Source organism: Actinomadura sp. DC4 (assembly GCF_030406325.1).
Lineage (GTDB): Bacteria > Actinomycetota > Actinomycetes > Streptosporangiales > Streptosporangiaceae > Actinoallomurus.
In genome coordinates, this window is the sequence record NZ_JAUEQY010000036.1 from 25904 (window position 1) to 52839 (window position 26936).

Here is a 26936-nt window from a genome sequence, read left to right on the forward strand (position 1 = left end):
GCCTTTCGCCCGCGCGCCGTGCCGGCATCAGCCGGCGTTCCCGGCGATGAGGCCGTCTTCCTGGGCGTCCGGCGCTCGCGGCAGGGCGAACCTCGGCCGGGGCGGCACTAGGCTCGGCCCGTGAGTGACTTCCCGTGGGCCGAGGGGTCCGCAACCGGCGTCGGGTCCTTCCCCGGAGAGGACCCGGCCGAGACGCTGCGGGTCGTCCTCGGCGAGCTGCCGGAGCTGCCGCACCTGCCCGAGCTCCCCGCCCGCGGGCCCGGGGCGGACATGATCGGCCGTACGGCGGGACTGCTCGTCGACCTGGCCGTCGGGCTGCAGCCGTCCGGCTGGAGGTTCACCGACCACCCCGGCCGCGACACCTCGCGTACCCACGGCTACCTCGCCAAGGACCTGGACGTCCTCGAAGAGGTCGCCGCCGACGTCGAGGGCCCGATCAAGATCCAGGTCGCCGGGCCGTGGACCCTGGCCGCCTCCATCGAGACGAGGAGCGGCGAGCGCGCGCGCGCCGACCCCGGGGCGGTCCGCGACGTGACGTACTCACTGGCCGAGGGCGTCGCCGCCCACGTCCGCGACGTACGCCGGCGCCTGCCGCGCGCGACCGTGCTCCTGCAGCTGGACGAGCCGTCCCTGCCGGGCGTCCTGTCCGGCGGCGTCCCGACCGCGAGCGGCTTCTCCCGCATCCGCACCGTCGAGGCGCCGCTCGCCGAGGACCACCTGCGCCGCGTCATCGAGTCCGCCGACGCCTTCACGATCGTGCACTGCTGCGCCCCGCGCGTCCCGTACGGCCTGCTGCGCGGCGCCGGCGCGAAGGCGATCTCGGTGGACGCGTCCCTCATCCGCGACGAGGACGCGATCGGCGAGGCCGTGGAGGCGGGCACCGGCTTCTTCATGGGCGTCGTCCCGGGCCGTGACGCCCGCCTGCCGGCCCCCGCCACGTCCACCGCGCGGGTGAGAGAGCTGTGGCGCCGTCTCGGCTTCTCGCCCCGCTCCCTCACCGGGTCCGTGGTCCTCACCCCGACCTGCGGCCTGGCCGGCGCCACCCCGTCGTACGCCCGCAGCGCCCTCCGCCACTGCCGCGAGGCCGCCCGCATCATCCAGGAGTCCGCCGAGGACTGAGTCGTCGAGCCGGTGCCCGCGCGCGCCGGACCCGATGACCGCCATGGCGCGGCAGTGGGTGAGACCGCAGGTCAAAGTGTCAGTGCGGCGCGAGAGACTATGTCTGAGCGCACCTCGTACGGCAGGGAGACACACGTGGCGACACCCCAAGAGGCTCGGCAGCGGCACGGGGAACTGACGCAGGAGCTCGACGACGCCAACTACCGTTACTACGTCCTCGACTCGCCGACGATCAGTGACGCCGACTACGACCGTCTGATGCGCGAGATCCTCGCCATCGAGGACGAGCACCCCGATCTCGTCACGCCCGACTCGCCGACGCAGAAGGTCGGGGCGCCGATCACGACCGACTTCGAGACGGTCGAGCATCTCGAGCGGATGCAGAGCCTCGACAACGCCTTCGACACCGACGACCTGTCGGCCTGGGCGGGGCGGGCCGAAAAGGAGGTCGGCACGCTCGCCGCGTTCCTGTGCGAGCTGAAGATCGACGGGCTGGCCGTCAACCTGACCTACGAGCAGGGCCGGCTCGTACGCGGTGCGACGCGCGGCGACGGGCGTACCGGCGAGGACATCACCAACAACATCCGCACCATCGAGGCCGTGCCGACCCGGCTCGACGGCGACTTCCCCGACGTCCTGGAGGTCCGCGGCGAGGTCTACCTCCCCGTCGAGGCCTTCGAGAAGCTCAACGAGAGCCTGGTCGACGCGGGCAAGGCCCCGTTCGCCAACCCGCGCAACGGCGCGGCCGGGTCGCTGCGGCAGAAGGACCCGCGGGTCACCGCCAAGCGGCCGCTGAGCATGATCGTGCACGGTTTCGGCACCTGGACCGGCGGCGGCGCGCAGCCGCAGAGCCAGTCGGAGGTGTACGAGGTCCTGCGCGGGTTCGGGCTGCCGGTGAGCGACCGCTACACGGTGGTCGACGGGCTCGACGGCGTACGGGACTACATCGAGCACTACGGCGAGCACCGCCACGAGCCCGCGTACGAGATCGACGGGGTCGTGGTCAAGGTCGACCAGCTCGCGCTCCAGCGGCGGCTGGGCTCCACGAGCCGCTGGCCGCGCTGGGCGATCGCCTTCAAGTACCCCCCGCAGGAGGTCAACACCCGGCTCCTCGACATCCGTGTCGGTGTGGGCCGCACCGGGCGGGTGACGCCGTACGGCGTGATGGAGCCGATCACGGTCGCCGGTTCCACGGTGGCGTACGCGACGCTGCACAACGCCGACGAGGTACGCCGCAAGGGCGTGAAGATCGGCGACATGGTCGTGCTCCGCAAGGCGGGCGACGTCATCCCGGAGATCGTCGGGCCCGTCGCGGACCTGCGCGACGGCGGCGAGCACGACTTCGTGATGCCGACGCACTGCCCCGAGTGCGGCACGGAGCTGAAGGCGCAGAAGGAGGGCGACGTCGACATCCGCTGCCCGAACGCCCGCGCCTGCCCGGCGCAGCTCCGCGAACGTCTCTACTTCGTGGCCGGCCGCGGCGCGTTCGACATCGAGGCGCTCGGCTACGTCGCGGCGACCGCGCTCACCCAGCCGCTGGAGCCCGAGGAGCCGCCGGTCAAGAACGAGGGCGACCTGTTCCACCTCGACATCAATGAGCTCATCAAGATCAAGTCTGTCGTACGCGAGCAGCGCACCGGCCTGCCCAAGATCGACCCCAAGACGGGGGAGGAGAAGGTCGTCACCTTCTTCAAGAACAAGTCGGGCGAGCCGAAGAAGACGGTGGACAAGCTCTTCGAGGAGCTGGAGAAGGCCAAGATGCAGCCGCTCTGGCGGGTTCTGGTCGCCCTGTCGATCCGGCACGTGGGGCCGACGGCCGCGCAGGCGCTGGCACGGGAGTTCCGGTCGATGGACCGCATCCGGGAGGCCACGGAGGAGGAGCTCACCGCGGTCGAGGACGTCGGCCCGACGATCGCCGCCTCGGTCAAGGACTGGTTCGAGGAGCCCTGGCACCGGGAGATCGTCGAAAAGTGGCGCGTGGCCGGGGTGCGCATGGAGGATGAGGGGAGTGACGAGGGACCGCGCCCGCTGGAGGGCGTCAGCGTGGTGATCACCGGCTCGCTCGACGCGTACAGCCGCGACTCGGCCACGGCGGCCGTCCAGAACCTCGGCGGCAAAGTGTCGAGTGCGGTGTCAAAAAAGACGGGATTTGTCGTTTTTGGCGACAGTCCAGGGTCGAAATACGACAAAGCGGTCAAGCTTGGCGTGCGCCTCCTGGACGAGGCCGGCTTCGGCGTACTGCTCAGTGATGGGCCGGATGCGGCCACAGAGGTAGCGGTCGTACCCGAGGAGTGACATGACTCGTCTTATCGCTTTCTGACCTGCAGCAACATACCGTACGGTATCGTCTGATTACCGTTCAGCGTATTAAGCTCCGGTTTCGGACGTAACGGAACGTGCCCAATCGGTTTCGCGAAGTTGCCCGAACGTCGTAGTCTCCCCTCAGCACCACCTGTGTCCGTCCAAACACCACCGCACTCGTCGAAAGCGGACCGTACCCAAACAACCTGGTGTAACCCCTCGAGGACGTGATGAAGGACCCGAACAACACGCGTGACACGGTCCCTCGGCGCGGATCGCCGCTGTGGGTCTACATCGTCTGCGTCACTTCGGCCGGTGTCGTGGCCCTCGCCGGCTCGGTCGCCTTCCTCCACGGCGACGACCTGCGTGAGCTGGGCCGGAACCCGCTTTTCTGGATCCTGGCCGGCCTCATCGTCCTCGGCGAGCTCAAGCCGATCATCACCCCCGGTTCCACCGAGACGACCGGCGCCGCGATCTCCACCACGTTCACCTTCGCGACCATGCTCTACGTGGGCATGCCCACGGCGCTGCTCCTGCAGGCGGTCGCGACCGTGGCCAGCGGAGTCCTGCGCCGCCGCGCCATCCATCGCAACGCGTTCAACGTCGGCCAGTACACCCTGAGCTTCACCGCGGCAGGGCTCACCCTGCTCGCCTTCGGCATCACCGCCCGGCCCTGCCAGGTATGGGTCCCCGACGGCCGCGACCTGCTGCCCATGGCGCTGGCCGGCACCGCGTACTTCCTGGTCAACTCGCTGCTGGTCAACGCCGCGATCGCCTTCCACGAGCGCGGTTCGATCATCAAGGCCATGCGCTGGAACCTCGGCCTCCAGCTCCTCGTGCACAGCGCGCTGCTGGGCCTGGCGCCGCTGGTCGCCGTCGCGATGAGCCGGTCCGCGGCGTTCGTGCCGCTGTTCGTGCTGCCGTTCATCGCGGTCTACCTCAACGCCTCGGTCTCGCTCAGCCGCGAGCACCAGGCCATGCACGACGCCCTGACCGGCCTGCCCAACCGGAAACTGCTGATCGTCCGCACCGAGGAGGCGCTCGCCAACGCCCGTCACCGGGCCGAGCGCCGGGCCGCCCAGGGCCGCGTGGTGGATGAGGATCCGCAGCAGCGGGTGGGCCTGTTCCTCCTCGACCTCGACCGGTTCAAGGAGGTCAACGACACGCTCGGGCACCCCACGGGAGACCGGCTGCTGCAGCTCGTCGCGCACCGGCTGACCCACAGCGTGCGCCCCGGCGATCTGGTCGCGCGGCTCGGCGGCGACGAGTTCGCGGTGCTGCTGCCCTCCGTACGCGACGCGCGGGCCGCCCGCGAGGTGGCGGCCCGCCTGCGGGCCGCGCTGGGCGAGCCCGTACGCCTCGACGGCAACTCCTTCGATCTCGACGGCAGCGTCGGCATCGCGCTCCACCCGGACCACGCGCCCGACTTCGAACTCCTCCTCCAGCGCGCCGACGTCGCGATGTACGTGGCGAAGGAAAACCGCACCGGGGTAGAGATTTATTCACCGGCCCGCGACCGTAACTCCCCGGAACGTTTGAGTCGCCAGAGCGAGCTGCGGCGCGCGATCGACCGCGGCGAGCTCGAGCTGCACTACCAGCCCAAGATCTTCCTCGACGACGGCCGCCCGGCCGGCATGGAGGCGCTGCTCCGCTGGCGGCACCCGGCCAAGGGCCTGCTCACCCCCGACCAGTTCCTCCCGATCGCCGAGCAGACCTACCTCATGCGCGGCATCACCGGATTCGTCGTCGAGGCCGCCCTCGCGCAGGTGGCCGAGTGGTGGAGGGCAGGCCTGGAGATCCAGGTCGCGATCAACGCCTCCGGCCGCGACCTGCTCGACGCGACGCTCACCGAGACGATCGCCTCCGGGCTGCTGCGCCACGCCGTGCCCCCGCACTCGCTCCAGCTGGAGATCACCGAGCGGATCCTGATGACCGAGCCGGCCTACGCCGCCGACACGGTCGCGGCGCTGGCCAAGCTCGGCATCCCGCTGAGCCTGGACGACTTCGGCACCGGCTACTCCTCCCTCGTACGGCTGCGGAGCCTCCCGGTCGAGGAGATCAAGATCGATTCGTCCTTCGTGGGCCGCCTGTGCGACACGGGCGACGACGCGGTGATCGTGCAGTCCATCGTGGACCTCGTCCACACGCTCGGCCTGCGGTCGGTCGCGGAGGGCGTGGAGGACGAGAGGACCGTGGGCCTGCTGCGAAAGATGGGGTGCGACGCGGCCCAGGGCTACCATTTCCGGCCGCCGATGGCGGCCGCCGACGCGACCGCCTGGCTGCGTGAGCGCGCGCACGAGCTGGCCGCACCGGAAGAGGCCGCCTGCTGACGATCATCGCTGGGTAAACCGGTCGGTGCGGGTGGGCCGCGCCCCCTAGGATTGAGGCGAACCCATCGATCGCAGAAAACGGTTTCGACATGCCTGATGAGCACGCCGCCATCACCCGGGACGAGGTGGCCCACCTTGCCCGGCTGTCCCGGCTTGCGCTGCGGGAGGACGAGCTCGACCACCTCGCCACCCAGCTCGACGACATCATCTCCGCGGTCGCGCGGGTCCAGGAGGTGACGGCGGAGGACATCCCGCCGACCTCGCACGCGCTTCCGCTGACCAATGTCTTCCGCGCCGACGAGGTGCGGCCGGGCCTCACGCCCGAGCAGGCGCTCTCGGGCGCCCCGGCCTCCGAGCAGCAGCGCTTCAAGGTCCCGCGGATTCTGGACGAGGAGGCGTGACCATGATCAAGAAGACCGCCGCAGAGCTGGCGGAGCTCATCGCCTCCGGTGAGACGTCGGCCGTCGAGGTCGCCCAGGCGCACCTCGACCGGATCGAGGCCGTCGACGGCTCGGTCAAGGCGTTCCTGCACGTGGACCCGGCCAACGTCCTGGAGCAGGCGCGGGCGGTGGACGCCAAGCGCGCCGCCGGCGAGCGGCTCGGCCCGCTCGCGGGCGTGCCCATCGCGCACAAGGACGTCTTCACCACCGCGGACATGCCCACCACCTGTTCCTCCAAGATCCTCGAGGGTTGGCGGCCGCCGTACGACGCGACCATCACCGCGCGGCTGCGCGCGGCCGGCATGGTCATCATGGGCAAGACCAACATGGACGAGTTCGCGATGGGCTCCTCGACGGAGAACAGCGCGTTCGGCACGACGCACAACCCGTGGGACCTCACCCGCATCCCCGGCGGCTCCTCCGGCGGCTCCTCGGCGGCGGTCGCCGCGTACGAGGCTCCGCTGGCGACCGGCACCGACACCGGCGGCTCCATCCGGCAGCCCGCCGCGGTCACCGGCCTCGTGGGCATGAAGCCCACCTACGGCGGCTCGTCGCGTTACGGCGTGATCGCGTTCGCGTCCTCGCTCGACACGCCGGGCCCGCTGGCCCGTACGGTCCTGGACGCCGCGCTGCTGCACGAGGCGTTCTCTGGGCACGACCCGATGGACTCCACCTCGATCGACGCGCCGGTGCCGCCGGTGGTCGAGGCCGCGCGCCGCGCCGACGTCGAGGGCCTGCGCATCGGCGTCGTCAAGGAGTTCGGCGGCGAGGGCTACCAGCCGGGCGTCCTGGCGCGTTTCCAGGAGACGGTCGAGCTGCTCGAGTCGCTGGGTGCCAAGGTCGTCGAGGTGTCCTGTCCGCACTTCACGTACGCCCTGCCGGCCTATTACCTGATCGCGCCGTCGGAGTGCTCCTCCAACCTGGCCCGCTTCGACGCGATGCGCTACGGCCTGCGCGTCGGCGACGACGGCACCCGCTCGGCCGAGGAGGTCATGGCGCTGACCCGCGCCGAGGGCTTCGGGCCCGAGGTCCAGCGCCGCATCATGCTGGGCACCTACGCCCTGTCCAGCGGCTACTACGACGCCTACTACGGCAAGGCCCAGCAGGTCCGCACCCTCATCGCGCGCGACTTCGACGCCGCGTACGAGCAGGTGGACGTGCTCGTGTCGCCGACGACGCCGACGACCGCGTTCCCGATCGGGGAGCGCGCCGACGACCCGATGGCGATGTACCTCGCCGACCTGTGCACGATCCCGTCCAACCTCGCCGGCAACGCCGCCATCTCGGTGCCGTGCGGCCTGGCCGACGAGGACGGCCTCCCGGTCGGCCTGCAGATCATGGCGCCGGTCCTCGGCGACGACCGCGTCTACCGCGTGGGGGCCGCCGTGGAGAAGGCCCTGTGGGACCGCTGGGGCGGACCCCTGCTGGCCAAGGCCCCTGACCTCACGGAGGCTGTGAAGTGACGACCACCCTGGTGCCCTACGACGAGGCGCTCGGCCGGTACGAGCCGGTGCTGGGCATCGAGACCCACATCGAGCTGGGCACGAACAGCAAGATGTTCTGCGGCTGCCCGACGGCGTTCGGCGCGCCGCCGAACACCCAGGTCTGCCCGGTCTGCCTGGGCCTGCCGGGTTCGCTCCCGGTGACCAACCAGGCGGCGATCGAGGGCATCATCAAGATCGGCCTGGCGCTGAACTGCTCGATCGTGGAGTGGTGCCGGTTCGCCCGGAAGAACTACTTCTATCCGGACATGCCGAAGAACTTCCAGATCTCGCAGTACGACGAGCCGCTCTGCGTCGACGGCCACCTCGACGTCGAGGTCGACGGCAGGACGTACCGCGTCGAGATCGAGCGAGTCCACATGGAGGAGGACACCGGCAAGTCGCTGCACGTCGGCGGCGCCACCGGCCGCATCCATGGGGCCGACTACTCCCTCGTCGACTACAACCGCGCCGGCATCCCGCTGGTGGAGATCGTCACCAAGCCGATCGAGGCGACCGGCGCGGCGGCTCCTCTGGTCGCGCGGGCGTACGCCACCGAACTGCGCGAGCTGGTCCGTTCGCTGGGCGTGTCCGACGTGCGCATGGAGCAGGGCTCGATGCGGTGCGACGTCAACGTCTCGCTGATGCCGTCCGGCACCACGGTCTGGGGCACCCGCTCGGAGACCAAGAACGTCAACTCCCTGCGCTCGGTCGAGCGGTCCGTACGGCACGAGATCGAACGCCAGGCGGGCGTGCTCGACGCGGGGGAGCGCGTGGTCCAGGAGACGCGCCACTTCCAGGAGGACAGCGGCACCACGACGAGCGGCCGGAGTAAAGAAGAGGCGCAGGACTACCGCTACTTCCCCGAGCCGGACCTCGTGCCGATGGCCCCGACCCGCGAATGGGTGGACGACCTGCTGGGCGGCCTGCCCGAGTTGCCCGCGGCCCGTCGCGTACGCGTGCGCGAGGAGTGGGCGGTCAGCGAGAAGGAGTTCCAGGACATCGTCAACGCCGGGGCGCTCGACCTCATCGAGGAGACCGTCCAGGCCGGCGCCGACGCCTCCGCCGCGCGCAAGTGGTGGATGAACGAGCTCTCCCGTCGCGCCACCGAGCAGGGCGTGGAGCTCACGGAGCTGCCGGTGACCCCTTCGGACGTCGTACGGGTGAGCCTGCTCGTCACCGAGGGCACGATCAACGACAAGCTGGCCCGGCAGGTCTTCGACGGCGTCCTCGCGGGCGAGGGCACGCCGGACGAGGTCGTGGAGAAGCGCGGCCTGAAGGTCGTCAGCGACGAGGGCGAGCTCTCGTCCGTCATCGACGAGGTCATCGCGGCCAACCCGGACGTCGCGGACAAGATTCGAGGCGGCAAGGTCGCCGCGGCCGGCGCTTTGGTCGGCGCGGTCATGAAGGCCACCCGAGGCCAGGCCGACGCGGGCCGCGCCCGCGAGCTCATCATCGAGAAACTCACCGGCTGACAGCCGACCTCACCGCGCTGACGCCGGACCGGGCTCCGGCCCGGCGTCAGCGCGTGGTGGGGTGAGCGCGTGGGGTGGGTCAGCGCGTGGGGTGAGGTCGGGGTGTGGGGTGAGGCCGGGGCGTGCCGATGGGTCGGTCGGCGGCTTGCGGGAGTTCGCGGTCGCCGTGTTGGGCGGCGTCGGGGCGTGGTGGCGGTGACTCCACCTCGTCCGGGCGGCAGCGGGGTGACGCTCACCCGGCTGCTCCTCGTGACCGCCGCGGATCCGGTGAATCCGCGCCCGCGCGCCGGCATACCCGACCTGTACGGGTCGTACGAGGCCTCTTCCGGACGATCAGGCCGCTCCGGGCACGTCGGCTGAGGACGACGGCCCCGTCGTCGGAGCGCTACCGCCAGACACCCCGGCGTGGCTGACCCCCGTTCCGCGCGGATCTGTCCAGCCGCCAGAGCGCCGCGCACCTGCAGGTAGCGGCCGAACCGGTCTCGCCTGAACCGGTCCCGGCCGTCGCGGGGTCAGATCGGACCCCGGCGGCGCCCGCGGTCACCGGCCGCTCAACGAGCGCCGCGTCGTCCTCCTGCGCCGGCCGTCATCCGGTCATCGCTTCGCCGCACCGGTGTCGGCGGGCAGAGCCGCCTGCTCCGCCGGTACGGGCTGTTCCGCGTCTGCCGCCCGCTCGGCAGACGCGGGGTGTTGCGCCGACGGTGCCTCTTTCACCGGTGCAGGCTGTTCCGCCGGCTGCTTTCCTACCGCCACCGGCTGCTCCGCCGGTACGGGCTGCTCAGTGACAGCGGCCCGCTGCGCGGCTGCGGGCTGCTGCGCCCGCGGTGTGTTTTCCACCGGCGTGGGCTGTTCGGTCGGCTGCTTCCCTGTCGTTACCGGCAGCTCCACTGATACGGGTTGTTCGGCCCGCGGCCTCTCCGCCACTCCCAGCTGCTCTGCCGCTATCGGCTGTTCCACGGTCACCACCTGCTCCGTCGGTTTGGGGGGTTCGTCGCGGAAGGCGGAGCGGTGGTTCAGGAGGCGTTCGATCTCGGCGTTGATCTCGGCGCCGAGCAGGACGATGTAGGACGACAGGTACAGCCAGGTCGCGATGGCGGCGGCGCCGGCGAGGGTCCCGTACGTCGAGCTCCGCCCGCCCGTGTGGGCCACCCATACGCCCAGGCCGATCGACATCACCAGCCAGCACGTCATCGCGATGCCCGCGCCCCAGCGGACGGCGTGCCAGTCGGAGTTGGCGCGGTCGGGGCCGTAGCGGTACAGCAGGATCAGGCCGACGACGACGAGGAGGGCGAGCAGCACGCAGCGGATGCCGAACTCCAGGATGAAGTCGGCGTCCCGCAGCGCGACGTGGGGTACGGCGGAGACCAGCGCCAGCGAGCCCATGACGGTGGCCACCGCCCCGGCCGCCAGGGCGAACGCCGTGGCGCGGCGCCGGATCACCCCGCGCGTCTCCGTTTCGTCGATCACGATGTGCAGACCGCTGATCACCGCCCCGACGCCGCGCGCGCAGGTCCACAGCACGCCGAGGAGGCCGATGATCAGAGCCAGCGTCTGCCCCTGGCCGCTCATGGCCGAGGCGGCGTCGGACAGCTGGCCGGTCAGCGACCGGGCGACCGGACGTGGGAAGATCTCCGCCAGCGGGCCGAGCTGTGAGCGGATCTGCGCCGGCCCCGAGACGACGGCCGCGACGGCCATCACACCGACGAGCAGCGGCACGATCGACAGGATGGCCCAGAAGGCGACGCCCGCCGCGACGAGGCCGAGGTTGTCCTCTTTGGCCTCCTTCCGCACGCGCTGGAAGACGACGATCCAGTCCCGTGCCGTGAACCCGTCCCCGGGCCCGGCCACCGCCCGCCGCATGGCGCCGGTGCCAAGCACTTGCCGGACGAAAATCGCCAACCGTATATGTCGTTTATCGTCTGACACGAGAGTGACGATAGAGGCACCGGTGCCCCCACCGCATCCCGTCCGGTAACCGACCGGCCACGGTCCGCCGAGGTCGGCGGACCACGCGGCCTCAGACGGCCGAGGACCGGTGCAGGTCCAGGAGGTCGGTGCCGGCGGACTCCCAGAGTTCGAACAGCTCGCCGGTCTCGTGGTCGCGGAGGTACGCGCCCTCCGCGGCGGTCAGCGGGACCAGCGTCACGAACTGCAGCCGCAGCTCGCCCTCCGCGTCCCGGTACAGGTTGAACATCTCGTCCGCGTACGGATGGGGCGCAGCGAGGAGGCCGCGGATCGACGTCTCGGCGACCAGCGGCTCCTCGACCAGGAAACCGTCGTCGTACTCCACCTCCGACCCGTCCCGTACGGTCAGGTCCGCGAACATCTCCACCAGCCGCGCGGCCTCGTCCTCCTGGCCCGGCCGTACCGAGCAGGCGAACTCCAGCGGCAGCGGCGACGCCACCGACCGCGTCCGCATGCCGTCGGTCAGGGCCGTCACCATGGACAGCGTCGCGTGGTCGTGCAGAACGATCGCCACGCCCAGCGTACGCCCGCCGGCCACGGCGGGCCGGGCCCGGCCCAGGTACCGCTCGGCGTGCCCGGCCACAGAGTCGCTCATCCGCATCACACTAGTCAGGTGACCGGGATCACCAGGATCCGGTCGTCGCCCTGCTTCGGGGCGCCGCGGCCGTCGCGGTTGCTCGTGCTCACCCACAGCGAGCCGTCCGGCGCGGTGACGACCGCCCGCAGGCGCCCGTACCGGCCGGTGAAGCGGGCCACCGGTTTGCCGACCGAGCCGCCGGCCGACAGCGGCACCTGCCACAGCCGTGTCCCGCCCAGCGCGGCGGCCCACAGCGAGCCGCGGTCGTAGGCGAGCCCGGACGGCGACGCCTCGTCCGTCGTCCACGTCAGCAGCGGCGGGGTGTACCGCTTGCGGTCGCCGCCGAACCCCTCGACCACCGGCCAGCCGTAGTTGTGGCCGGCCTCGATCCGGTTGACCTCGTCGAAGCGGTCCTGGCCGAACTCCGAGGCGAACATGCGCCCCTGCGTGTCCCACGCCAGGCCCTGGACGTTGCGGTGCCCGTACGTCCAGACGCGCGTGCCGAACGGGTTGCCCGGCGCCGCCTTGCCGTCCAGCGTCAGCCGCAGGATCTTTCCGCCGAGCGAGGACCGGTCCTGGGCCAGGTCGCCGCGGCCGGTCTCGCCCGTCGAGGCGTACAGGTAGTGGTCGGGGCCGAACGCGAGCCGTCCGCCGTTGTGGATCGGGCCGCGCGGGATGCCGCCGACCAGCGTCTGGACGCCGCTGACGCCCTTGCCGAGGTAGGGGAACCGTACGATGCGGTTCTCCGAGGCGGCGCTGTAGTAGAGGAACACCCAGTGGTCGCGGGCGAACGTCGGCGAGACCGCCACCCCGAGCAGACCGCCCTCTCCGGCGGGAGAGACGCCGGGCACCTTGCCGACGGTGCTCACCTTGCCGCCCGGCGTCACGCGCAGCAGGCGTGCGGTGTCCCGCTCGGTCACCAGCGCGTCACCGCCCGGCAGGAACGCGATCGCCCACGGAACCGACAGGCCGGTGGCGAGATCGCGCGGAGTGCCGGCCGACGCGGTGTGCGCCGGAGCCGACGACGGCAGCGGCGGGGGAGTCGAGCCGGCCGCGTGTGACGGTTCGCCCGACGAGCAGCCGGCGAGTGTAAGAGCGCCTAGGGCGACGAGGATTCTGAGCCTCACTTTGGTCAAGTTCCCATCTCGATCCGGAACGAACTTCTCCTGGCGGCATTGACTCAGAGTGATCGCGGGCCGGGCGCCGGAGAACGGGTGATCTATGCCTCTTAGCGCCACATCGTCACACCTCGACGTCACGGCGCGGAGGCGACGGCCGTACGATCACAGCCGGAGGTGCGATGCGGTGAGAATATGGGTGCCGGACCAGGAGATGGCGGACTCCGTCGGGGCGATCGACGGCGTCAGCGCCCAGGTCTACGACGGCCGGGGCGGCGAGCTGCCCGGCGACCCGGCGGAGGTCGCGTTCTACGTCCCGCCGTTCGTCGCGACCCCGCGCAGCCGCGACATCCTCGCCGAGATGACGAACCTCCAGGTCGTGCAGTTGCAGGTCGCCGGAGTGGACACCTTCCTCCCGCACATCGCCGACGGCGTCGTCCTCTGCAACGCGCGCGGCGTACACGACGCGAGCACCGCCGAGTGGGTGGTCGGCGGAATCATCGCCGCGCAGCGCGAATTCCCCGGATTCGCGGGCGCGCAGCGCGAGGGCCGGTGGGACTGGCACATGACAGACGCCTTGACAGACCGGACCGTGATGATCATCGGCTACGGTTCCGTGGGCGCGGCGATCGAGCGGCGGCTGCTCCCGTTCGAGACGCGCGTCATCCGCGTCGCGCGCACTGCCCGTGACGGTGTGCAGCCGGTCGGTGCACTGCCGGATCTCCTGCCCGAGGCCGACGTCGTGGTGCTCATCGTGCCGTCCACGGCCGAGACCACCGGCATGGCCGGCAAGGCGTTCCTGTCCCGCATGAAGGACGGCGCGCTGCTGGTCAACGCGGCGCGGGGCACCGTCGTCGACACCGGCGCGCTCCTGGCCGAGCTCGCCGGCGGGCGGCTGCGGGCGGTGCTCGACGTGACCGACCCCGAGCCTCTCCCCGCCGGGCACCCGCTCTGGACGGCGCCCGGCGTCTTCATCACCCCGCACGTCGGCGGCTCGACTCCGGCCTCGCGCCGGCGGGCCGTCGCGCTGGTCCGTGAGCAGGCCGGACGCTTCGTGGCAGGGGAGCCGCTGCACAACGTCATCAAGGGCGACTACTGATCCGGTAAATCCTGTGCGGCGGCACTTTACGCGCCGGCGGCCGATTACTCGCCGCGATTTTCCCCACTTGATGTGTGTTACCGACAAACCGCCCAAAACGCCCATGAGGCGGTCACCGAGTGTGTCCGGTTGTCGCCGGGTGGACGCCCGGCCTCAATCGGGCCGTGACCTACGGCCCGTACATTGAGCGGCGAAGCTGACCAGCCTGACTGCCGCGCGAGCCGTGCCGGAAGATCCCGGCAAGGCATCCGCGGGGCGCGAAACATGAACCCGGTGTCCCGCAGGGCGGGGCACCCGTCTCGTACAGGATGACAAGGCACTTGACAGCCCGGCGGCCGACCCGCCTCGCAGCGACCCGAGGTCTGTGGAGATCTCGGGAGTCATGTGACCGGTACGAGGCGTTTCCACTGCGGGACAGCTCATGATCAAGTTGCGGGGAGCAAGTTAGATGACCGGGGAGGGGACGGAGCGGCGGCGCTGGGGCATCCCGGTGGCGTTGCGGCCGTTCGGAGCGCTGGCGGCGCTCGCCTTGATCTATGTCCTCGCACTCGGGCTGGGCTGGGGCGGCGGTCTCTCCGGTGCCTGGATGTCCGCGTGGGCCGCGGCCGTGGCGGCGACCTCGCTGCTGTACGCCGCGTTGCGCACGCCGCAGACGCCCGCAGGCAAGATCGACCGCGACATGTGGCGATGGTTCGGCGTCGCCGCGATCGCCTGGTGCGCCGGCGCGACCGTCAACGCGGTGTCCCGGCTGGTGATCAGCCGGGCCGTGGTCACGGTCTCCCCGGCCGACCTGTTCCTGCTGGTCGCCCCGATCGCCATCACCGCGGGCTTCATCGTCCCCGTACGCCTCCCGCGCAGCCCGCGCCCCTGGCTGCGCTACCTCGCCGACACCTACGTCTGCGCCTGCGCCCTGTTCGTCGCCGGCTGGGTGGCGATCTTCGACCGGCTTTACCACGTGGCCGGCGAGGGCTGGGGGCAGTTCCTCATCGAGCTGCGCTATCCGGTCCTCGACGCCGTACTGCTCTGCGTGCTGTTCCCGATGGCGCTCGGCGCCGTACGGGCCAACCACCGGCCCGCCGCCATCGCCTACTGCGCTCTGCTCGTTCTCACCGCAGCCGACGTCCTGTACGCCGTCCTCCGCCTGAACGACGGCGGCGCGCACGGCGTCCCGGCCGACGTCGTACGCGCGGTCGGCCTGCTGATCCTGGCCGCCGTGCCCTGGATCGCGCGCGACCGCGGGTCCGCCGACGAACTGCGGCGGCCGCTCGTCGGCCCCGGCCTGGCCCCCGCCGCGACCGCCGCCGCGGCCGCGATCTTCGTCGCCGGCCACACGCTCACCGCGGCGCGCGGGCTGCGGCCGATCGTCCCGATCATCGCGGGCTCGGCGGTGCTCGTCGTCCTCGCCCGGCTCGCCGAGCTCGTACGGGAGAACGACCGGCTCGCCCGCGCCGCCGAGAGCGGCGAGGAGCACTTCCGCGCGCTCGCCGAGAGCATCAACGACGTCGTGCTCATCTGCGGCCTCGACGGCGTCGTGCAGTACGTCAGCGCGGGCGCCCGGCGGTCCTACCACTACGCCGCCGAGGACCTGCTCGGCCGTCCCGTGTACGACGTCGTGCACCCGGAGGACCTGCCCCGCGTCGTGGACGCGGTCACCTCCTTCCTGAGCGCCGACTGCGACCTCGACGTCGCGCGCCTGGCCTGCCGCGTACGGGCCACCGACGGCACCTGGCTGCCCACCGAGTCGACGATCTCCCGGTACGGCCGGGCCGGCGACGGCACCGACCAGCTGCTGGTCACCACCCGCGACTTCAGCGAGCAGGCCGCGCTGGAGCGGCAGGTCGCCCACCTGACCTTCCACGACGGGCTCACCGGCCTGCCCAACCGCGCCTACCTCGAAGAACGCGCGCGGGAGAAGGTCGAGCGCGGCCAGGGCCCGGTCGCCGTGATCTTCGTCGACCTCGACGGCTTCACCGCGGTGAACGACTCCATCGGCCACGCCGGAGGCGACCAGGTGCTCGCCCAGGCGGCCCGCCGGCTCCGCGCCGGCGTGCTGGCCGACGACACGGTCGCTCGCTGGGGCGGCGACGAGTTCGCCGTGCTCATGGAGAGCGCGACCGACGTGCAGACCGTGGTCGACCTCGGCGAGCGCCTGCTGCGGGCGCTGGCCGGCGAGCCGTACCGCGTCGCCGACCGGGGCATCGTGCTCACCGCCAGCGTGGGCATCGCCTTCACCGAGGCGGGCGTCGGCGGTCTCGAGCTCATCCGCAACGCCGACATCGCGCTGTCGCGGGCCAAGGCGATCGGCGGCGGGCGGGTCGAGGTCTTCGCCGCCAAGATGCACGCCGACGTCATGCGTCGCCTCGAACTCGGCAGCGACCTGCAGCGCGCGCTCACCGAGCAGCAGTTCGCCGTGGAGTTCCAGCCGGTCGTCGAGCTGGCCACCTCGCGGGTCACCGGCGTCGAGGCGCTGGTCCGCTGGTGGCGCGACGGGGTCTCCGTACCCCCCGAGGAGTTCATCGGCACCGCCGAGGAGTCCGGCCTGATGGTGCCGCTCGGCAACTGGGTGCTGCGCGAGGCCTGCCGCCAGGTGGCCGCCTGGCGCGCGGAGGCGCACTGGGACATCGGCCTGTCGATCAACCTCCGCCCGCGCGAGATCGCCGCCGCGCACTTCGTCGACTCGGTCGCCGAGGCGCTGCGCGAGAGCGGGCTGCCGCCCGAGGCGCTCACACTCGAGGTCGAGGAGGAGGTCCTGGTCGACGGGGCCGACGAGCTGATCAGCCGGCTCTCCGCGCTGCGCGAGCTCGGCGTCGGCCTGGCCATCGACGACTTCGGCACCGGGTACGCCTCGCTCGCGTTCCTGCGGCAGCTTCCGGTCGACGTGATCAAGATCGACCCGTCGTTCGTGGCCGGACTGGGCCGCGACGAGACGCTCACCCTGCTGACGCGCACCATCGCCCGGGTCGGCCGCGACCTCGGCCTGACGGTCGTGGCCGAGGGCGTCGAGCGCCCGGAGCAGCTCGAGCTCCTGCGGGAGATGGGTTGCCCCCGCGCCCAGGGTTACCTGGTCTCACGCCCGATGGCGCCGAGCGGCATCGAGGCGCTCGTCCAGCTCAGCTCGCGCGGCGAGGCGTCCATCCCGCTGCACGGCTCGGTGATCTCGGCGAGCTGACGCGCGTCAAGGGGCGTCGCGGTAAGAATTCTCCGTGGTGTTACGAATGATCGAAAGCCATTGACGCGCAGCGGTGTCTTCGGCACTCTTACCGCGACCCTCACCGTCAGTGCGGAGGCTGCCGATGCGCGTGCGACGCCGTACCCTCGTCGCGGCGACCGTGGCCCTGGCCGGTCTTGGAACCGGACAGGCTTACGCCGCCCAGCGACCCAGTCCGGTCCCACTCACCCGACAACAGGCCTTCGCCGGCGCGGCGACGACCTACCACGTACCCGAGAAAGTGCTGCTCGCGGTCTCCTACCTGGAGTCGCGATGGGACGCCAACCAGGGCCGGCCGAGCGTCAGCGCGGGCTACGGGCCGATGCACCTGACCGACGGCACCCTCACCCCCTCCGGCGAGCACCTCTCCGGCGGCGCCGAGGACCCGCGCGGCGACACCTCCCGTACGGCGCTGCACCCCGCGGCCGTGACCGCCCAAGGCCAGGCCGCCGGCGGGCAGACGCTCCAGCAGGCCGCCACCCTGACCGGGACCGGGGCCGGTGCCCTGCGCGCCGACCCGGCGGCCAATATCCGCGGCGGCGCCGCGCTGCTCGCCCGCTACCAGCGCGACCTCGGCAGACCGCTCGGCGGCGACCCGGCCGCGTGGTACCAGGCGGCCGTCCGCTACGGCGGCAGCGCGTGGTTCGCCGGCCAGGTCTTCGACGTCCTGCGTACGGGCGCCTCCCGCACGACCGACGACGGGCAGAGCGTCACGCTCGCCGCCACTCCGGGCCTGCGGCCGGCCGGGGCGGGCGCAGACGACCCGCGGACCGAGTGCCCGCCCGGCCTCGGCTGCGAGTGGATCCCCGCGCCGTACGAGCAGCTCGACCCGAGCGACCCCACGAACTACGGCAACCACGACCTCGGCGACCGGCCGAAGAGCCAGAAGATCCGCTTCATCGTCATCCACGACACCGAGGGTTCCTACCCGGTCACGCTCAACCTGGTGCAGGACCCGACGTACCTCGCCTGGAACTACACCGTCCGCTCGGCCGACGGGCACATCGCCCAGCACCTCAAGGCCAAGGACGTGGGGTGGCACGCGGGCAACTGGTACATCAACGCCAAGTCGATCGGGATCGAGCACGAGGGCTTCCTCGCCCAGGGCGGCGCCTGGTACACCGAGGCGATGTACCGCAGCTCCGCGGAGCTGGTGCGCTACCTGACCAAGAAGTACGACATCCCGGTGGACCGGGCGCACATCCTCGGCCACGACAACGTCCCGGGCATCACCCCGGCCAACGTGCAGGGCATGCACGAGGACCCCGGGCCGTACTGGGACTGGGCGCACTACTTCACCCTCCTGCGCAGGCCGCTGCACGCCACCGCCGGCCCGCGGTCGGGCATGGTCACGATCCTGCCGGACTACGACAAGAACGTCGTGCCCTACACCGGCTGCGACGCGGCGAACCCCAGTGCCCCGTGCCCGGCGCACGGCGGCGGGTCGGTCATGCTCCGCACCGCGCCGTCCGCCGACGCCCCGCTCGTGAAGGACATCGGCAAGCACCCGCCGAACGGCGACGCGACGATGAGCGTGTACGACCACAGCGCCCGCGCCGCGACCGGCCAGACCTTCGCCGTGGCGGACCGTCAGGGCGACTGGACGGCGATCTGGTACCTCGGCCAGAAGGCCTGGTTCCTCAACCCGAGGAAGCAGCCGGCGGCCGTCGGGGCGCACGGCCTCGTCGTGACGCCCAAGCCGGGCGCCGCGTCGGTGCCGATCTACGGGCGGGCCTACCCCGAGCCGGAGGCGTACCCGGCGAACGTCCCGGTGCAGACGCTCACGCCCATGCAGTACACCTTCGCCGCCGGCCAGAGTTACGCCGTGGCCGATGAGCTCAGTGGGGAGTACGACTACTCGAACACCTTCGACGTGTCCACGCACACCGTCGTGCGCGGCAAGCTGAAGTACTACGAGATCCAGTTCGGCCACCGCGTCTACTTCGTCAAGACCGGCGACGTGGTGCTCAAGCGCGTCCTCTGAACGGCGCACCAGCCGCCCCACCGCTCACCGTGATCCCGCGATCACGGTGAGCGGTCTCGTATGGTGAGACTTGTCGTCCACCAATTTGACGTGAGGCAGCAAATTCGCCATGGTTGTGAACGTGAAACGCAACCTGATTCTCGTACTTGGCCGGCGCGCGAGCTGACCAAGTCGATCGCTTGCGCGCTCCCCTCGACCGCCTCACGGCGCGAGGGGTTTTTTGTTGGCCATGACCCCTGGGCCCGTGTGACACGGCGGTAACCCGCGATCACGAGCCCGAGCCTCAGCGCTCAGGAGCACAAGGACTAAGCGATGACCGAACGGATGACCGGAGCCCAGGCGCTCGTCAGAGCCTTGGAGCGGGTCGGTGTCGACACTGTGTTCGGAATCCCGGGTGGCGCGATCCTCCCGGCGTACGACCCGCTCTTCGACTCGCGTCAAGTACGTCACATCCTTGTCCGCCACGAGCAGGGCGCCGGCCACGCGGCGCAGGGATACGCGCAGGCCACCGGCAAGGTCGGCGTCTGCATGGCGACCAGCGGGCCCGGCGCCACGAACCTCGTCACCCCGATCGCGGACGCGTACATGGACTCGGTGCCGATCGTCGCGATCACCGGGCAGGTGACGAGCGCCTCCATCGGCACGGATGCCTTCCAGGAAGCCGACATCGCCGGCATCACGATGCCGATCACCAAGCACAACTTCCTCGTCACCGACGCCGCCGACATCGGGCGCACCATCGCCGAGGCGTTCCACATCGCCTCCACCGGGCGGCCGGGGCCGGTGCTCGTCGACATCGCCAAGGACGCGCTGACGAACCAGACCGACTTCGTCTGGCCGCAGCCGATGCAACTGCCGGGATACCGGCCGGCCATCCGCCCGCACGCCAAGCAGATCCGCGAGGCGGCCCGGCTCCTGACCTCGGCCCGCCGCCCGGTCCTGTACGTCGGCGGCGGCGTCATCAAGGCGAAGGCGGCGGCCGAGCTGCGCACGCTCGCCGAGCTGACCGGCGCCCCGGTGATCACGACGCTCATGGCCAAGGGCGCGCTGCCCGACAGCCACCCGCTGCACATGGGCATGCCCGGGATGCACGGCACCGTCGGCGCGGTCGGCGCGCTGCAGCGTTCGGACCTGCTGGTCGCGCTGGGCGCTCGCTTCGACGACCGGGTCACCGGCCGGCTCGACACCTTCGCCTCCGACGCGAAGGTCATCCACGCCGACATCGACCCGGCCGAGATCTCCAAGAACCGCCACGCCGACGTGCCCATCGTGGGCGACTGCCGCGACGTGATCGCCGACCTCATCGTCGCCGTGCAGAACGAGCACACGGCCGGGCGCAAGGGCGACCGCGAGGAGTGGTGGCAGCAGCTCAACGCCTGGCGCGACACCTACCCGCTGGGCTATGAGACCCCGGCCGACGGTTCGCTCGCGCCGCAGCAGGCCATCCAGCGGATCGGTCAGATCGCCGGTCCCGACGCCCTTTACGTCGCGGGTGTGGGCCAGCATCAGATGTGGGCCGCCCAGTTCATCGGCTACGAGCGGCCGGGCTCCTTCATCAACTCCGGCGGCCTGGGCACGATGGGCTTCGCCGTGCCGGCGGCGATGGGCGTCAAGAAGGGCCGCCCTGACACGACCGTGTGGGCGATCGACGGCGACGGCTGCTTCCAGATGACCAACCAGGAGCTCGCCACCTGCGCCATCGAGGGCATACCGATCAAGGTGGCCGTGATCAACAACGGTAACCTCGGCATGATCCGCCAGTGGCAGACCCTGTTCTACAACGAGCGGTACTCCAACTCGGACCTGCAGTCCCGCCGGATCCCCGACTTCGTCAAGCTGGCGGAGGCGTACGGCTGCGCGGGCCTGCGCTGTGACAGCGTCACCGACCTGGACGCGACCATCAACAAGGCGATGGAGATCAACGACGTGCCGGTGGTGGTCGACTTCGTCGTCCACCACGACGCGATGGTCTGGCCGATGGTCGCCGCCGGCACCGGCAACGACGAGATCAAGATCGCCCGGGACATGGCTCCGGACTGGGGGAACGATGAGTGAGCGCGGCGGACGGCGAGAGAAGGAAGAACGCTCATGAGCAGGCACACGCTTTCGGTGCTGGTGGAGAACAAGCCGGGCATCCTCGCCCGGGTCGCGTCGCTGTTCTCCCGTCGCGGCTTCAACATCGACTCACTCGCCGTCGGCACGACCGAGCATCCCGAGATCTCCCGCATGACGATCGTCGTCAACGTCGAGGACCGGCCGCTCGAACAGGTGACCAAGCAGCTCAACAAGCTGATCAACGTCATCAAGATCGTCGAGCTCGACCCCGGTGCCTCGGTCCAGCGGGAGCTGGTCCTCATCAAGGTGCGCGCGGACCACGAGACCCGCTCGCAGGTGCTGGAGACCGTCGAACTCTTCCGCGCGCGGGTCATAGACGTGGCCCCGGACGCGGTGACGGTCGAGGCGACTGGTAGCAAGGACAAGCTCGACGCCTTGATCAGGGTCCTGGAGCCCTTCGGCATCAAGGAACTCGTGCAATCGGGCATGGTGGCCATCGGCCGGGGTGCCCGTTCCATCACCGACCGCTCGCTGCGCGCCATCGAACGCAGCGCGTGACCCGTTTTCCGAAAGAGGTAAGGGCAAGTGGCTGAGATCTTCTACGACAAGGACGCCGACCTGAGCGTCATCCAGGACCGCCACGTCGCGGTACTCGGATACGGCAGCCAGGGGCACGCGCACGCGCTCTCGCTGCGCGACTCCGGGGTCGACGTGCGGGTCGGGCTGCCGAAGGACTCCAAGAGCCGCGAGAAGGCCGAGAACGACGGCCTCCGCGTGGTCACGCCCGAGGAGGCGTGTGAGGAGGCCAACGTCACGATGGTGCTCATCCCCGACCACCTGCAGCGTGAGCTGTACGCCTCGGCGATCGCGCCGTCGCTGGTCGAGGGCGACGCGCTGTTCTTCGGCCACGGCCTCAACATCCGCTACGACCTCATCGAGCCGCCCGAGGGCGTCGACATCTGCATGGTCGCCCCCAAGGGGCCCGGCCACCTCGTACGCCGTCAGTACACCGAGGGCCGCGGCGTCCCGGTGCTCGTCGCGGTCGAGCGCGACGCCACGGGCAACGCGTGGCCGCTCACCCTCTCGTACGCCAAGGCGATCGGCGGCACCCGTCCGGGCGCGCTGAAGACGACCTTCACCGAGGAGACCGAGACCGACCTGTTCGGCGAGCAGGCCGTGCTCTGCGGCGGCGTGTCCGAGCTGATCAAGGCCGGCTTCCAGACGCTCGTCGACGCCGGCTACCAGCCGGAGGCGGCCTACTTCGAGTGCCTGCACGAGATGAAGCTCATCGTCGACCTGATGTACGAGGGCGGCCTGTCCAAGATGCGCTGGTCGATCTCGGACACCGCCGAGTTCGGCGACTACACGCGCGGCCGTCGCATCATCACGGACGAGACCCGCGAGGAGATGCGCAAGATCCTCGGCGAGATCAAGGACGGCACCTTCGCCAAGGAGCTCGTCGAGGAGTTCGACGGCGGGAAGAAGAACTTCCTCAAGCGCCGCGAGGAGGAGCAGCACTCGGCGATCGAGGAGACCGGCGCCAAGCTCCGCCCGATGATGTCCTGGCTCCAGGACTGAGAACGCTCTTCTGAAACGGGCGGGCGCCGGCCGGGCGCCCGCCCGTTCTCAGTGGCCGAGGAAGATCGGGTTGGTGAGGGCGGCCATCGAGCCGTCCGGATGCCGGACCTCGGCGCGCACGTACGTCGAGACGCGGGGCGTCGTCCGCCAGGCCGCCGTGCCGACCGGCCCCTCGAACATCTGGCCCTCGTCGGTGAACAGCCGGATCACACCCGCCGGCACGCCTTCCGTCGCCACCGAGACCGTGACCTCCTCGCCCGGCCCGGCCTCCAGCCGCCCGCCGACGCCGGCGCTCCGCGGGCCGGCCGCGGCCTCGAACGACAGCGACACCGCGGAGGACTCCGCGACGTAGAGCCGCCCGGCCCTCACCGCCGACAGGATCGCGCCGCGCTCCAGGTCGTCGGCGAGCACGACGTTCTGCGGCAGGCCGATGACCTGGCCCTCGCGATGCGAGTCGCTGTCGCCGACGGCCGGGATCCAGCGGCGCCCCTCGGCCAGCAGACCGTCCCACATCTGCAGCGCCGTCTCGTCGTCGGGCGTCCACGGGCCGTTCCAGACCTCGATCGCGTCCACCTCGTCGTACCCGAACTTCCACCGGCCGCCGGCGAAGGGGGCGAACGGGTGCGCGGCCACGGCCAGCGCCCCGTGCCGGTGTATCTCCCGCAGGAAGCGGGGGAGCTCCCCGTCGGCCGCGCGGTGGCGCCAGTCGATCCAGGTGCCCGGCGGCAGGCCGAGCGCGGTGTAGTGGCCGTTGCGCGTGGTGACCTCCTCGCCGTCGATGATGAGGAGGTCCTCGCGGGCGTGATGCCCCCAGACGCCGGCGGCGCTGGAGGTGTTGTGCTCGGTGGAGACGATGTAGTCCAGGCCGGACCGCCGGGCGGTCGCGACGACCTGCTCGGGCAGCCATGCGCCGTCGGAGTGGACCGAGTGCAGGTGCATGTCACCGCGGTACCAGGCGCGCCCACGGCCGCGGGCCCGCGTCGGCGCGTGCGCGGGGACGAACGCCGGCCCCGGCTCGCCGAACCGCAGCGTCACCGTGACCGTCCAGTTCATCCCCTGCGGGGCGACGGTGTACGGGCCGAGCGCGACCTGCCAGACGCCGGGCGTCACCGGACCCGGGAGATAGCCGGGGGTGGCCTCCGTACGGCTGATGGTGAAGGAGTCGCGGGCGCCGCCGGACCAGCCGCGGAAGCCCGCCTCGTCGAAGGCACCGAGGTCGAGCGCGTTGCCCGGCCGCCCTTCCGGGGGCTCGGGCCGGTCGTAGGCGGAGGTGACCGCGATCTCCCGCACACCGGGCGGCACCGATACGGAGACGTAGGCCCAGTCCGGGGCGCCGGCCTCGAAGCGTCCGGCGACCGTACGGGTCTGCTCGTCCCCGGGGGCGGCACTCGCGAACGTCAGCGGATCCAACCTGACCTCCGTGGCGGCTGGCCGGGGTCGGCCAGCCGCTCCGCGTCAGCGGCGTACGACGGCGGCGTCCATCTCGGTGAGGAAGCCCTCGGTCTCCTCGTCGCCGAGGTGGGCGAAGACGGGGATGTCGCTGGCCGGGATGTCCTCCATGGTGGCCTGGAGGAGCTCGTTGGCCACCTGCGGGTCGGCGTCCTCGGCGACCATGACGTGCAGCATGATGCCCTCGACACCGCTGGGCATCCGCACGTCGGAGATCCACACCCGCTCGACGGCGGGGAAGTCCGGAAGCCGCGACGCGATCCCGTCCCGCAGGCTGGGCACCAGCTCGTGCTCGCTGGGCCGGAACGCCACCTCGACGTCCTCGTCCACCGTCATGCCCTGGGCGATGAGGTAGCCCTGGATGTCGGTGAAGGGGATGAGGGCCGCGTCGTCGCCCTCGGGGTCGACCACGAGGGCCTCGACGTCGCCGCTGCGCGCTATCTCGAGCAGCAGTGCCGCGTCGGCCTGCTGGAACGTCTCTTCGTCCGGCTTGTTGCCGTACTTCTCGGGAGAGCTGAACGCGGCGAGCACCATGCTCTCGTCCTCGAGCTGCCCGACCAGCACCGAGCCGTCGGGGTTGCTCACGATGAGCACCCCGCCGTCGACCAGCGCACGCAGAATCTCCTCGGGTTCACCGCGCTGCTCGAGGACCTCGGCCAGCTTCGGGTTTCCATTCGCCATGCGCCTGACATTAGTGCGTCGGCGGGACCCCACGCGTCCCCTCGCGGGCGACATTTCACGGTGTCGCCGTCCGTGGGCCAGAACGCCTCCGGGCGGAAAGTCAATACGGAACCGTGCGGTGTCCGTGTCGCGCGTTGCAACTTTCAGGAGGGCGGGAACGCCGTCGATAGACTCGGCCGCGGCGAGAGCACGACGGTGTCTCGCAGTTCAACCCCCGGGCTCGGGGTCCAACGCCGTCCGCTACGCAAGGAGCCTCCGTTGAGCAAGCCCGTCGTTCTCGTCGCCGAAGAGCTCTCGCCCGCCGGTATGGCCCTTCTCGAGACCGACTTCGACGTCCGCCGCGCCGACGGGGCGGACCGCGCAGCCCTGCTCGCCTCGGTCGCCGACGTCGACGCGATCATCGTGCGGAGCGCGACCACGGTCGACGCCGGGGTGTTCGGGGCCGCGCGGCGGCTGCGGGTGGTCGCGCGCGCCGGGGTCGGGCTCGACAACGTCGACGTCGAGGCCGCGACCAAGGCCGGGGTCATGGTCGTCAACGCGCCGACCTCCAACATCGTCACGGCCGCCGAGCACGCCATCGCGCTGCTGCTGGCCTCCGCGCGGAACGTCCCGCAGGGGCACGCCGCGCTCAAGCAGGGGGAGTGGAGGCGTTCGAAGTACACCGGCGTCGAGCTGCAGGACAAGACGGTCGGCGTGCTCGGGCTCGGGCGCATCGGCGTGCTGGTGGCCAAGCGGCTCGCGGCGTTCGACATGAAGGTCATCGCCTACGACCCCTACGTCCAGGCGCCCCGCGCCGCCCAGCTCGGCGTGCGGCTGGTGCAGCTCGAGGAGCTGCTGCGCGAGAGCGACTTCATCACCGTCCACCTGCCCAAGAACAAGGAGACGCTCGGGCTGATCGGCGACCGTGAGCTGCACCTCGTCAAGCCGTCGGTGCGCCTGGTCAACGCCGCGCGCGGCGGCATCATCGACGAGAGCGCCCTCGACCTGGCGCTGAAGGAGAGGCGCGTCGCGGGCGCCGCCATCGACGTGTTCAGCAGCGAGCCCTGCACCGACAGCCCGCTGTTCCACCACGACAACGTCGTGGTCACCCCGCACCTCGGCGCGAGCACGCACGAGGCGCAGGAGAAGGCCGGCACCCAGGTCGCCCGGTCCGTACGCCTGGCGCTGTCGGGCGAGTTCGTGCCCGACGCGGTCAACGTCCAGGGCGGCGGGGTCATCGCCGAGGACGTCAAGCCGGGGCTGCCGCTGACCGAGAAGCTCGGCCGCATCTTCACCGCGCTCGCGGGCGGCGTGCCGGCCCGCCTGGAGGTCGAGGTGCGCGGCGAGATCACCGAGCACGACGTGAAGGTCCTCGAGCTGGCCGCGCTCAAGGGCGCGTTCACCGACGTGGTCGAGGAGTCGGTGACCTACGTCAACGCGCCGCTGCTGTCCCGCGACCGCGGCGTGGAGGTGACGCTGACGACGACCGAGGACAGCGCGGACTGGCGCAACCTCATCACGGTCCGCGGCACGATGGCCGACGGCTCGGTCGTCTCGGTGGCAGGCACCCTCACCGGGCCCCGCCACGCCGAGCGGCTCGTGGAGGTCAACGGCTACGCGATGGAGATCGCGCCGACCGCGCACATGGGCTTCTTCACCTACACCGACCGGCCGGGCATCGTCGGGATGGTCGGCCGCCTGCTGGGCGACGCCGGCATCAACATCGCGGGCATGCAGGTCGGGCGGCACAAGAAGGGCGGCAAGGCGCTCATCGCGCTGACCGTCGACTCCGCGCTCGGCCCCGACCTGACCGACGCGATCGCGGCGGAGATCGGCGCGGAGCAGGGACGCCGCGTCGACCTAGACGCCTGACCTGGCGTTTCGCGCCGGGTGTCTCACCTGGTGGGATTTCTGACCGCGAGACGAGACTTCGGCGCGGGGCGAGAGGTAACGTGGTAGTCACTATGCGGCGCCATGTAGTCATCCTTAGCGGCCGCGGCGGGGCCTGATCCCTCGGGCAGGCCGGCGACCCGTCGCGGAGTCCGCCGCTGGCCCCAAGCCCCGAGCGCCCTGGTGCACACAATCACGGAGACGAAT

The 26936-nt window shown here is 71.1% G+C and carries 19 protein-coding genes; 14 read left to right on the plus strand and 5 right to left on the minus strand.

The annotated features are described in order from the left end of the window. Nucleotides 1–120 precede the first annotated feature (120 nt). The 7 genes from QWU11_RS40225 (at nt 121) to QWU11_RS40255 (ending at nt 9506) form a co-directional block, all read left to right on the plus strand. On the plus strand, nt 121–1119 hold the full coding sequence (locus QWU11_RS40225; RefSeq protein ID WP_290119821.1) for a methionine synthase: 999 nt from the start codon (nt 121–123) through the stop codon (nt 1117–1119). Nucleotides 1120–1218: 99 nt separating this feature from the next. Then, nucleotides 1219–3414: an NAD-dependent DNA ligase LigA gene (gene ligA, locus QWU11_RS40230; protein ID WP_290119822.1), complete on the plus strand. Its 2196-nt coding sequence runs from the start codon at nt 1219–1221 to the stop codon at nt 3412–3414. Nucleotides 3415–3650: 236 nt separating this feature from the next. After that, complete coding sequence (locus tag QWU11_RS40235) at nt 3651–5750, plus strand: bifunctional diguanylate cyclase/phosphodiesterase (protein WP_290119823.1); 2100 nt, start codon at nt 3651–3653, stop codon at nt 5748–5750. Nucleotides 5751–5839: 89 nt separating this feature from the next. Further along, the gene (gene gatC, locus QWU11_RS40240; RefSeq protein WP_290119824.1) at nt 5840–6151 is read left to right on the plus strand and encodes an Asp-tRNA(Asn)/Glu-tRNA(Gln) amidotransferase subunit GatC; all 312 of its coding nucleotides are present in this window, start codon (nt 5840–5842) and stop codon (nt 6149–6151) included. Between the two features lie 2 nt (nt 6152–6153). Next, nucleotides 6154–7653 carry an Asp-tRNA(Asn)/Glu-tRNA(Gln) amidotransferase subunit GatA gene (gatA, locus tag QWU11_RS40245; protein ID WP_290119825.1) on the plus strand — a complete coding sequence of 500 codons (1500 nt, stop codon included), beginning with the start codon at nt 6154–6156 and terminating at the stop codon, nt 7651–7653. 11 nt (nt 7654–7664) lie between these two features. After that, nucleotides 7665–9146, plus strand: coding sequence for an Asp-tRNA(Asn)/Glu-tRNA(Gln) amidotransferase subunit GatB (gene gatB / locus QWU11_RS40250; protein ID WP_290119883.1), 1482 nt, complete (start codon nt 7665–7667; stop codon nt 9144–9146). A gap of 195 nt (nt 9147–9341) precedes the next feature. Continuing rightward, nucleotides 9342–9506 carry a hypothetical protein gene (locus QWU11_RS40255; protein WP_290119826.1) on the plus strand — a complete coding sequence of 55 codons (165 nt, stop codon included), beginning with the start codon at nt 9342–9344 and terminating at the stop codon, nt 9504–9506. 234 nt (nt 9507–9740) lie between these two features. Here the strand turns inward: QWU11_RS40255 and QWU11_RS40260 are convergent, their stop codons facing one another. From QWU11_RS40260 to QWU11_RS40270, 3 genes are all read right to left on the minus strand, one after another. Further along, complete coding sequence (locus QWU11_RS40260; RefSeq protein WP_290119827.1) at nt 9741–11024, minus strand: YhjD/YihY/BrkB family envelope integrity protein; 1284 nt, start codon at nt 11022–11024, stop codon at nt 9741–9743. A 139-nt stretch (nt 11025–11163) separates the two neighbouring features. Further along, a complete protein-coding gene (locus QWU11_RS40265) occupies nt 11164–11706 on the minus strand; it encodes a suppressor of fused domain protein (RefSeq protein WP_290119828.1) in 543 nt (180 codons plus the stop codon). A gap of 14 nt (nt 11707–11720) precedes the next feature. Continuing rightward, entirely contained in the window at nt 11721–12815 is a 1095-nt protein-coding gene (locus QWU11_RS40270) for a PQQ-dependent sugar dehydrogenase (protein ID WP_290119829.1), read from the minus strand. Between the two features lie 178 nt (nt 12816–12993). Between QWU11_RS40270 and QWU11_RS40275 the strand changes: the two genes are divergently transcribed. The 6 genes from QWU11_RS40275 to ilvC all read left to right on the plus strand — a co-directional run bounded on the left by QWU11_RS40275 (nt 12994) and on the right by ilvC (nt 22730). Then, a complete protein-coding gene (locus tag QWU11_RS40275; RefSeq protein ID WP_290119830.1) occupies nt 12994–13905 on the plus strand; it encodes a 2-hydroxyacid dehydrogenase in 912 nt (303 codons plus the stop codon). A gap of 448 nt (nt 13906–14353) precedes the next feature. Continuing rightward, entirely contained in the window at nt 14354–17074 is a 2721-nt protein-coding gene (locus QWU11_RS40280; RefSeq protein WP_290119831.1) for an EAL domain-containing protein, read from the plus strand. A 124-nt stretch (nt 17075–17198) separates the two neighbouring features. After that, the gene (locus QWU11_RS40285; RefSeq protein ID WP_290119832.1) at nt 17199–19097 is read left to right on the plus strand and encodes a peptidoglycan recognition family protein; all 1899 of its coding nucleotides are present in this window, start codon (nt 17199–17201) and stop codon (nt 19095–19097) included. A gap of 312 nt (nt 19098–19409) precedes the next feature. Then, nucleotides 19410–21152 (plus strand): acetolactate synthase large subunit, encoded by a 1743-nt coding sequence (locus QWU11_RS40290; protein ID WP_290119833.1) that lies wholly within the window; start codon nt 19410–19412, stop codon nt 21150–21152. A gap of 33 nt (nt 21153–21185) precedes the next feature. After that, the gene (gene ilvN, locus QWU11_RS40295) at nt 21186–21710 is read left to right on the plus strand and encodes an acetolactate synthase small subunit (RefSeq protein WP_290119834.1); all 525 of its coding nucleotides are present in this window, start codon (nt 21186–21188) and stop codon (nt 21708–21710) included. A gap of 36 nt (nt 21711–21746) precedes the next feature. Then, the gene (ilvC, locus tag QWU11_RS40300) at nt 21747–22730 is read left to right on the plus strand and encodes a ketol-acid reductoisomerase (protein ID WP_290119884.1); all 984 of its coding nucleotides are present in this window, start codon (nt 21747–21749) and stop codon (nt 22728–22730) included. Nucleotides 22731–22778: 48 nt separating this feature from the next. Here the strand turns inward: ilvC and QWU11_RS40305 are convergent, their stop codons facing one another. Then, entirely contained in the window at nt 22779–24140 is a 1362-nt protein-coding gene (locus tag QWU11_RS40305; protein WP_290119835.1) for a CehA/McbA family metallohydrolase, read from the minus strand. A 45-nt stretch (nt 24141–24185) separates the two neighbouring features. Continuing rightward, nucleotides 24186–24860: an SseB family protein gene (locus QWU11_RS40310; RefSeq protein WP_290119836.1), complete on the minus strand. Its 675-nt coding sequence runs from the start codon at nt 24858–24860 to the stop codon at nt 24186–24188. Nucleotides 24861–25118: 258 nt separating this feature from the next. Here QWU11_RS40310 and serA point away from each other — a divergent pair, with 258 nt between their 5' ends. Continuing rightward, entirely contained in the window at nt 25119–26711 is a 1593-nt protein-coding gene (gene serA / locus QWU11_RS40315; RefSeq protein WP_290119837.1) for a phosphoglycerate dehydrogenase, read from the plus strand. The last annotated feature ends 225 nt before the right edge of the window (nt 26712–26936 follow it).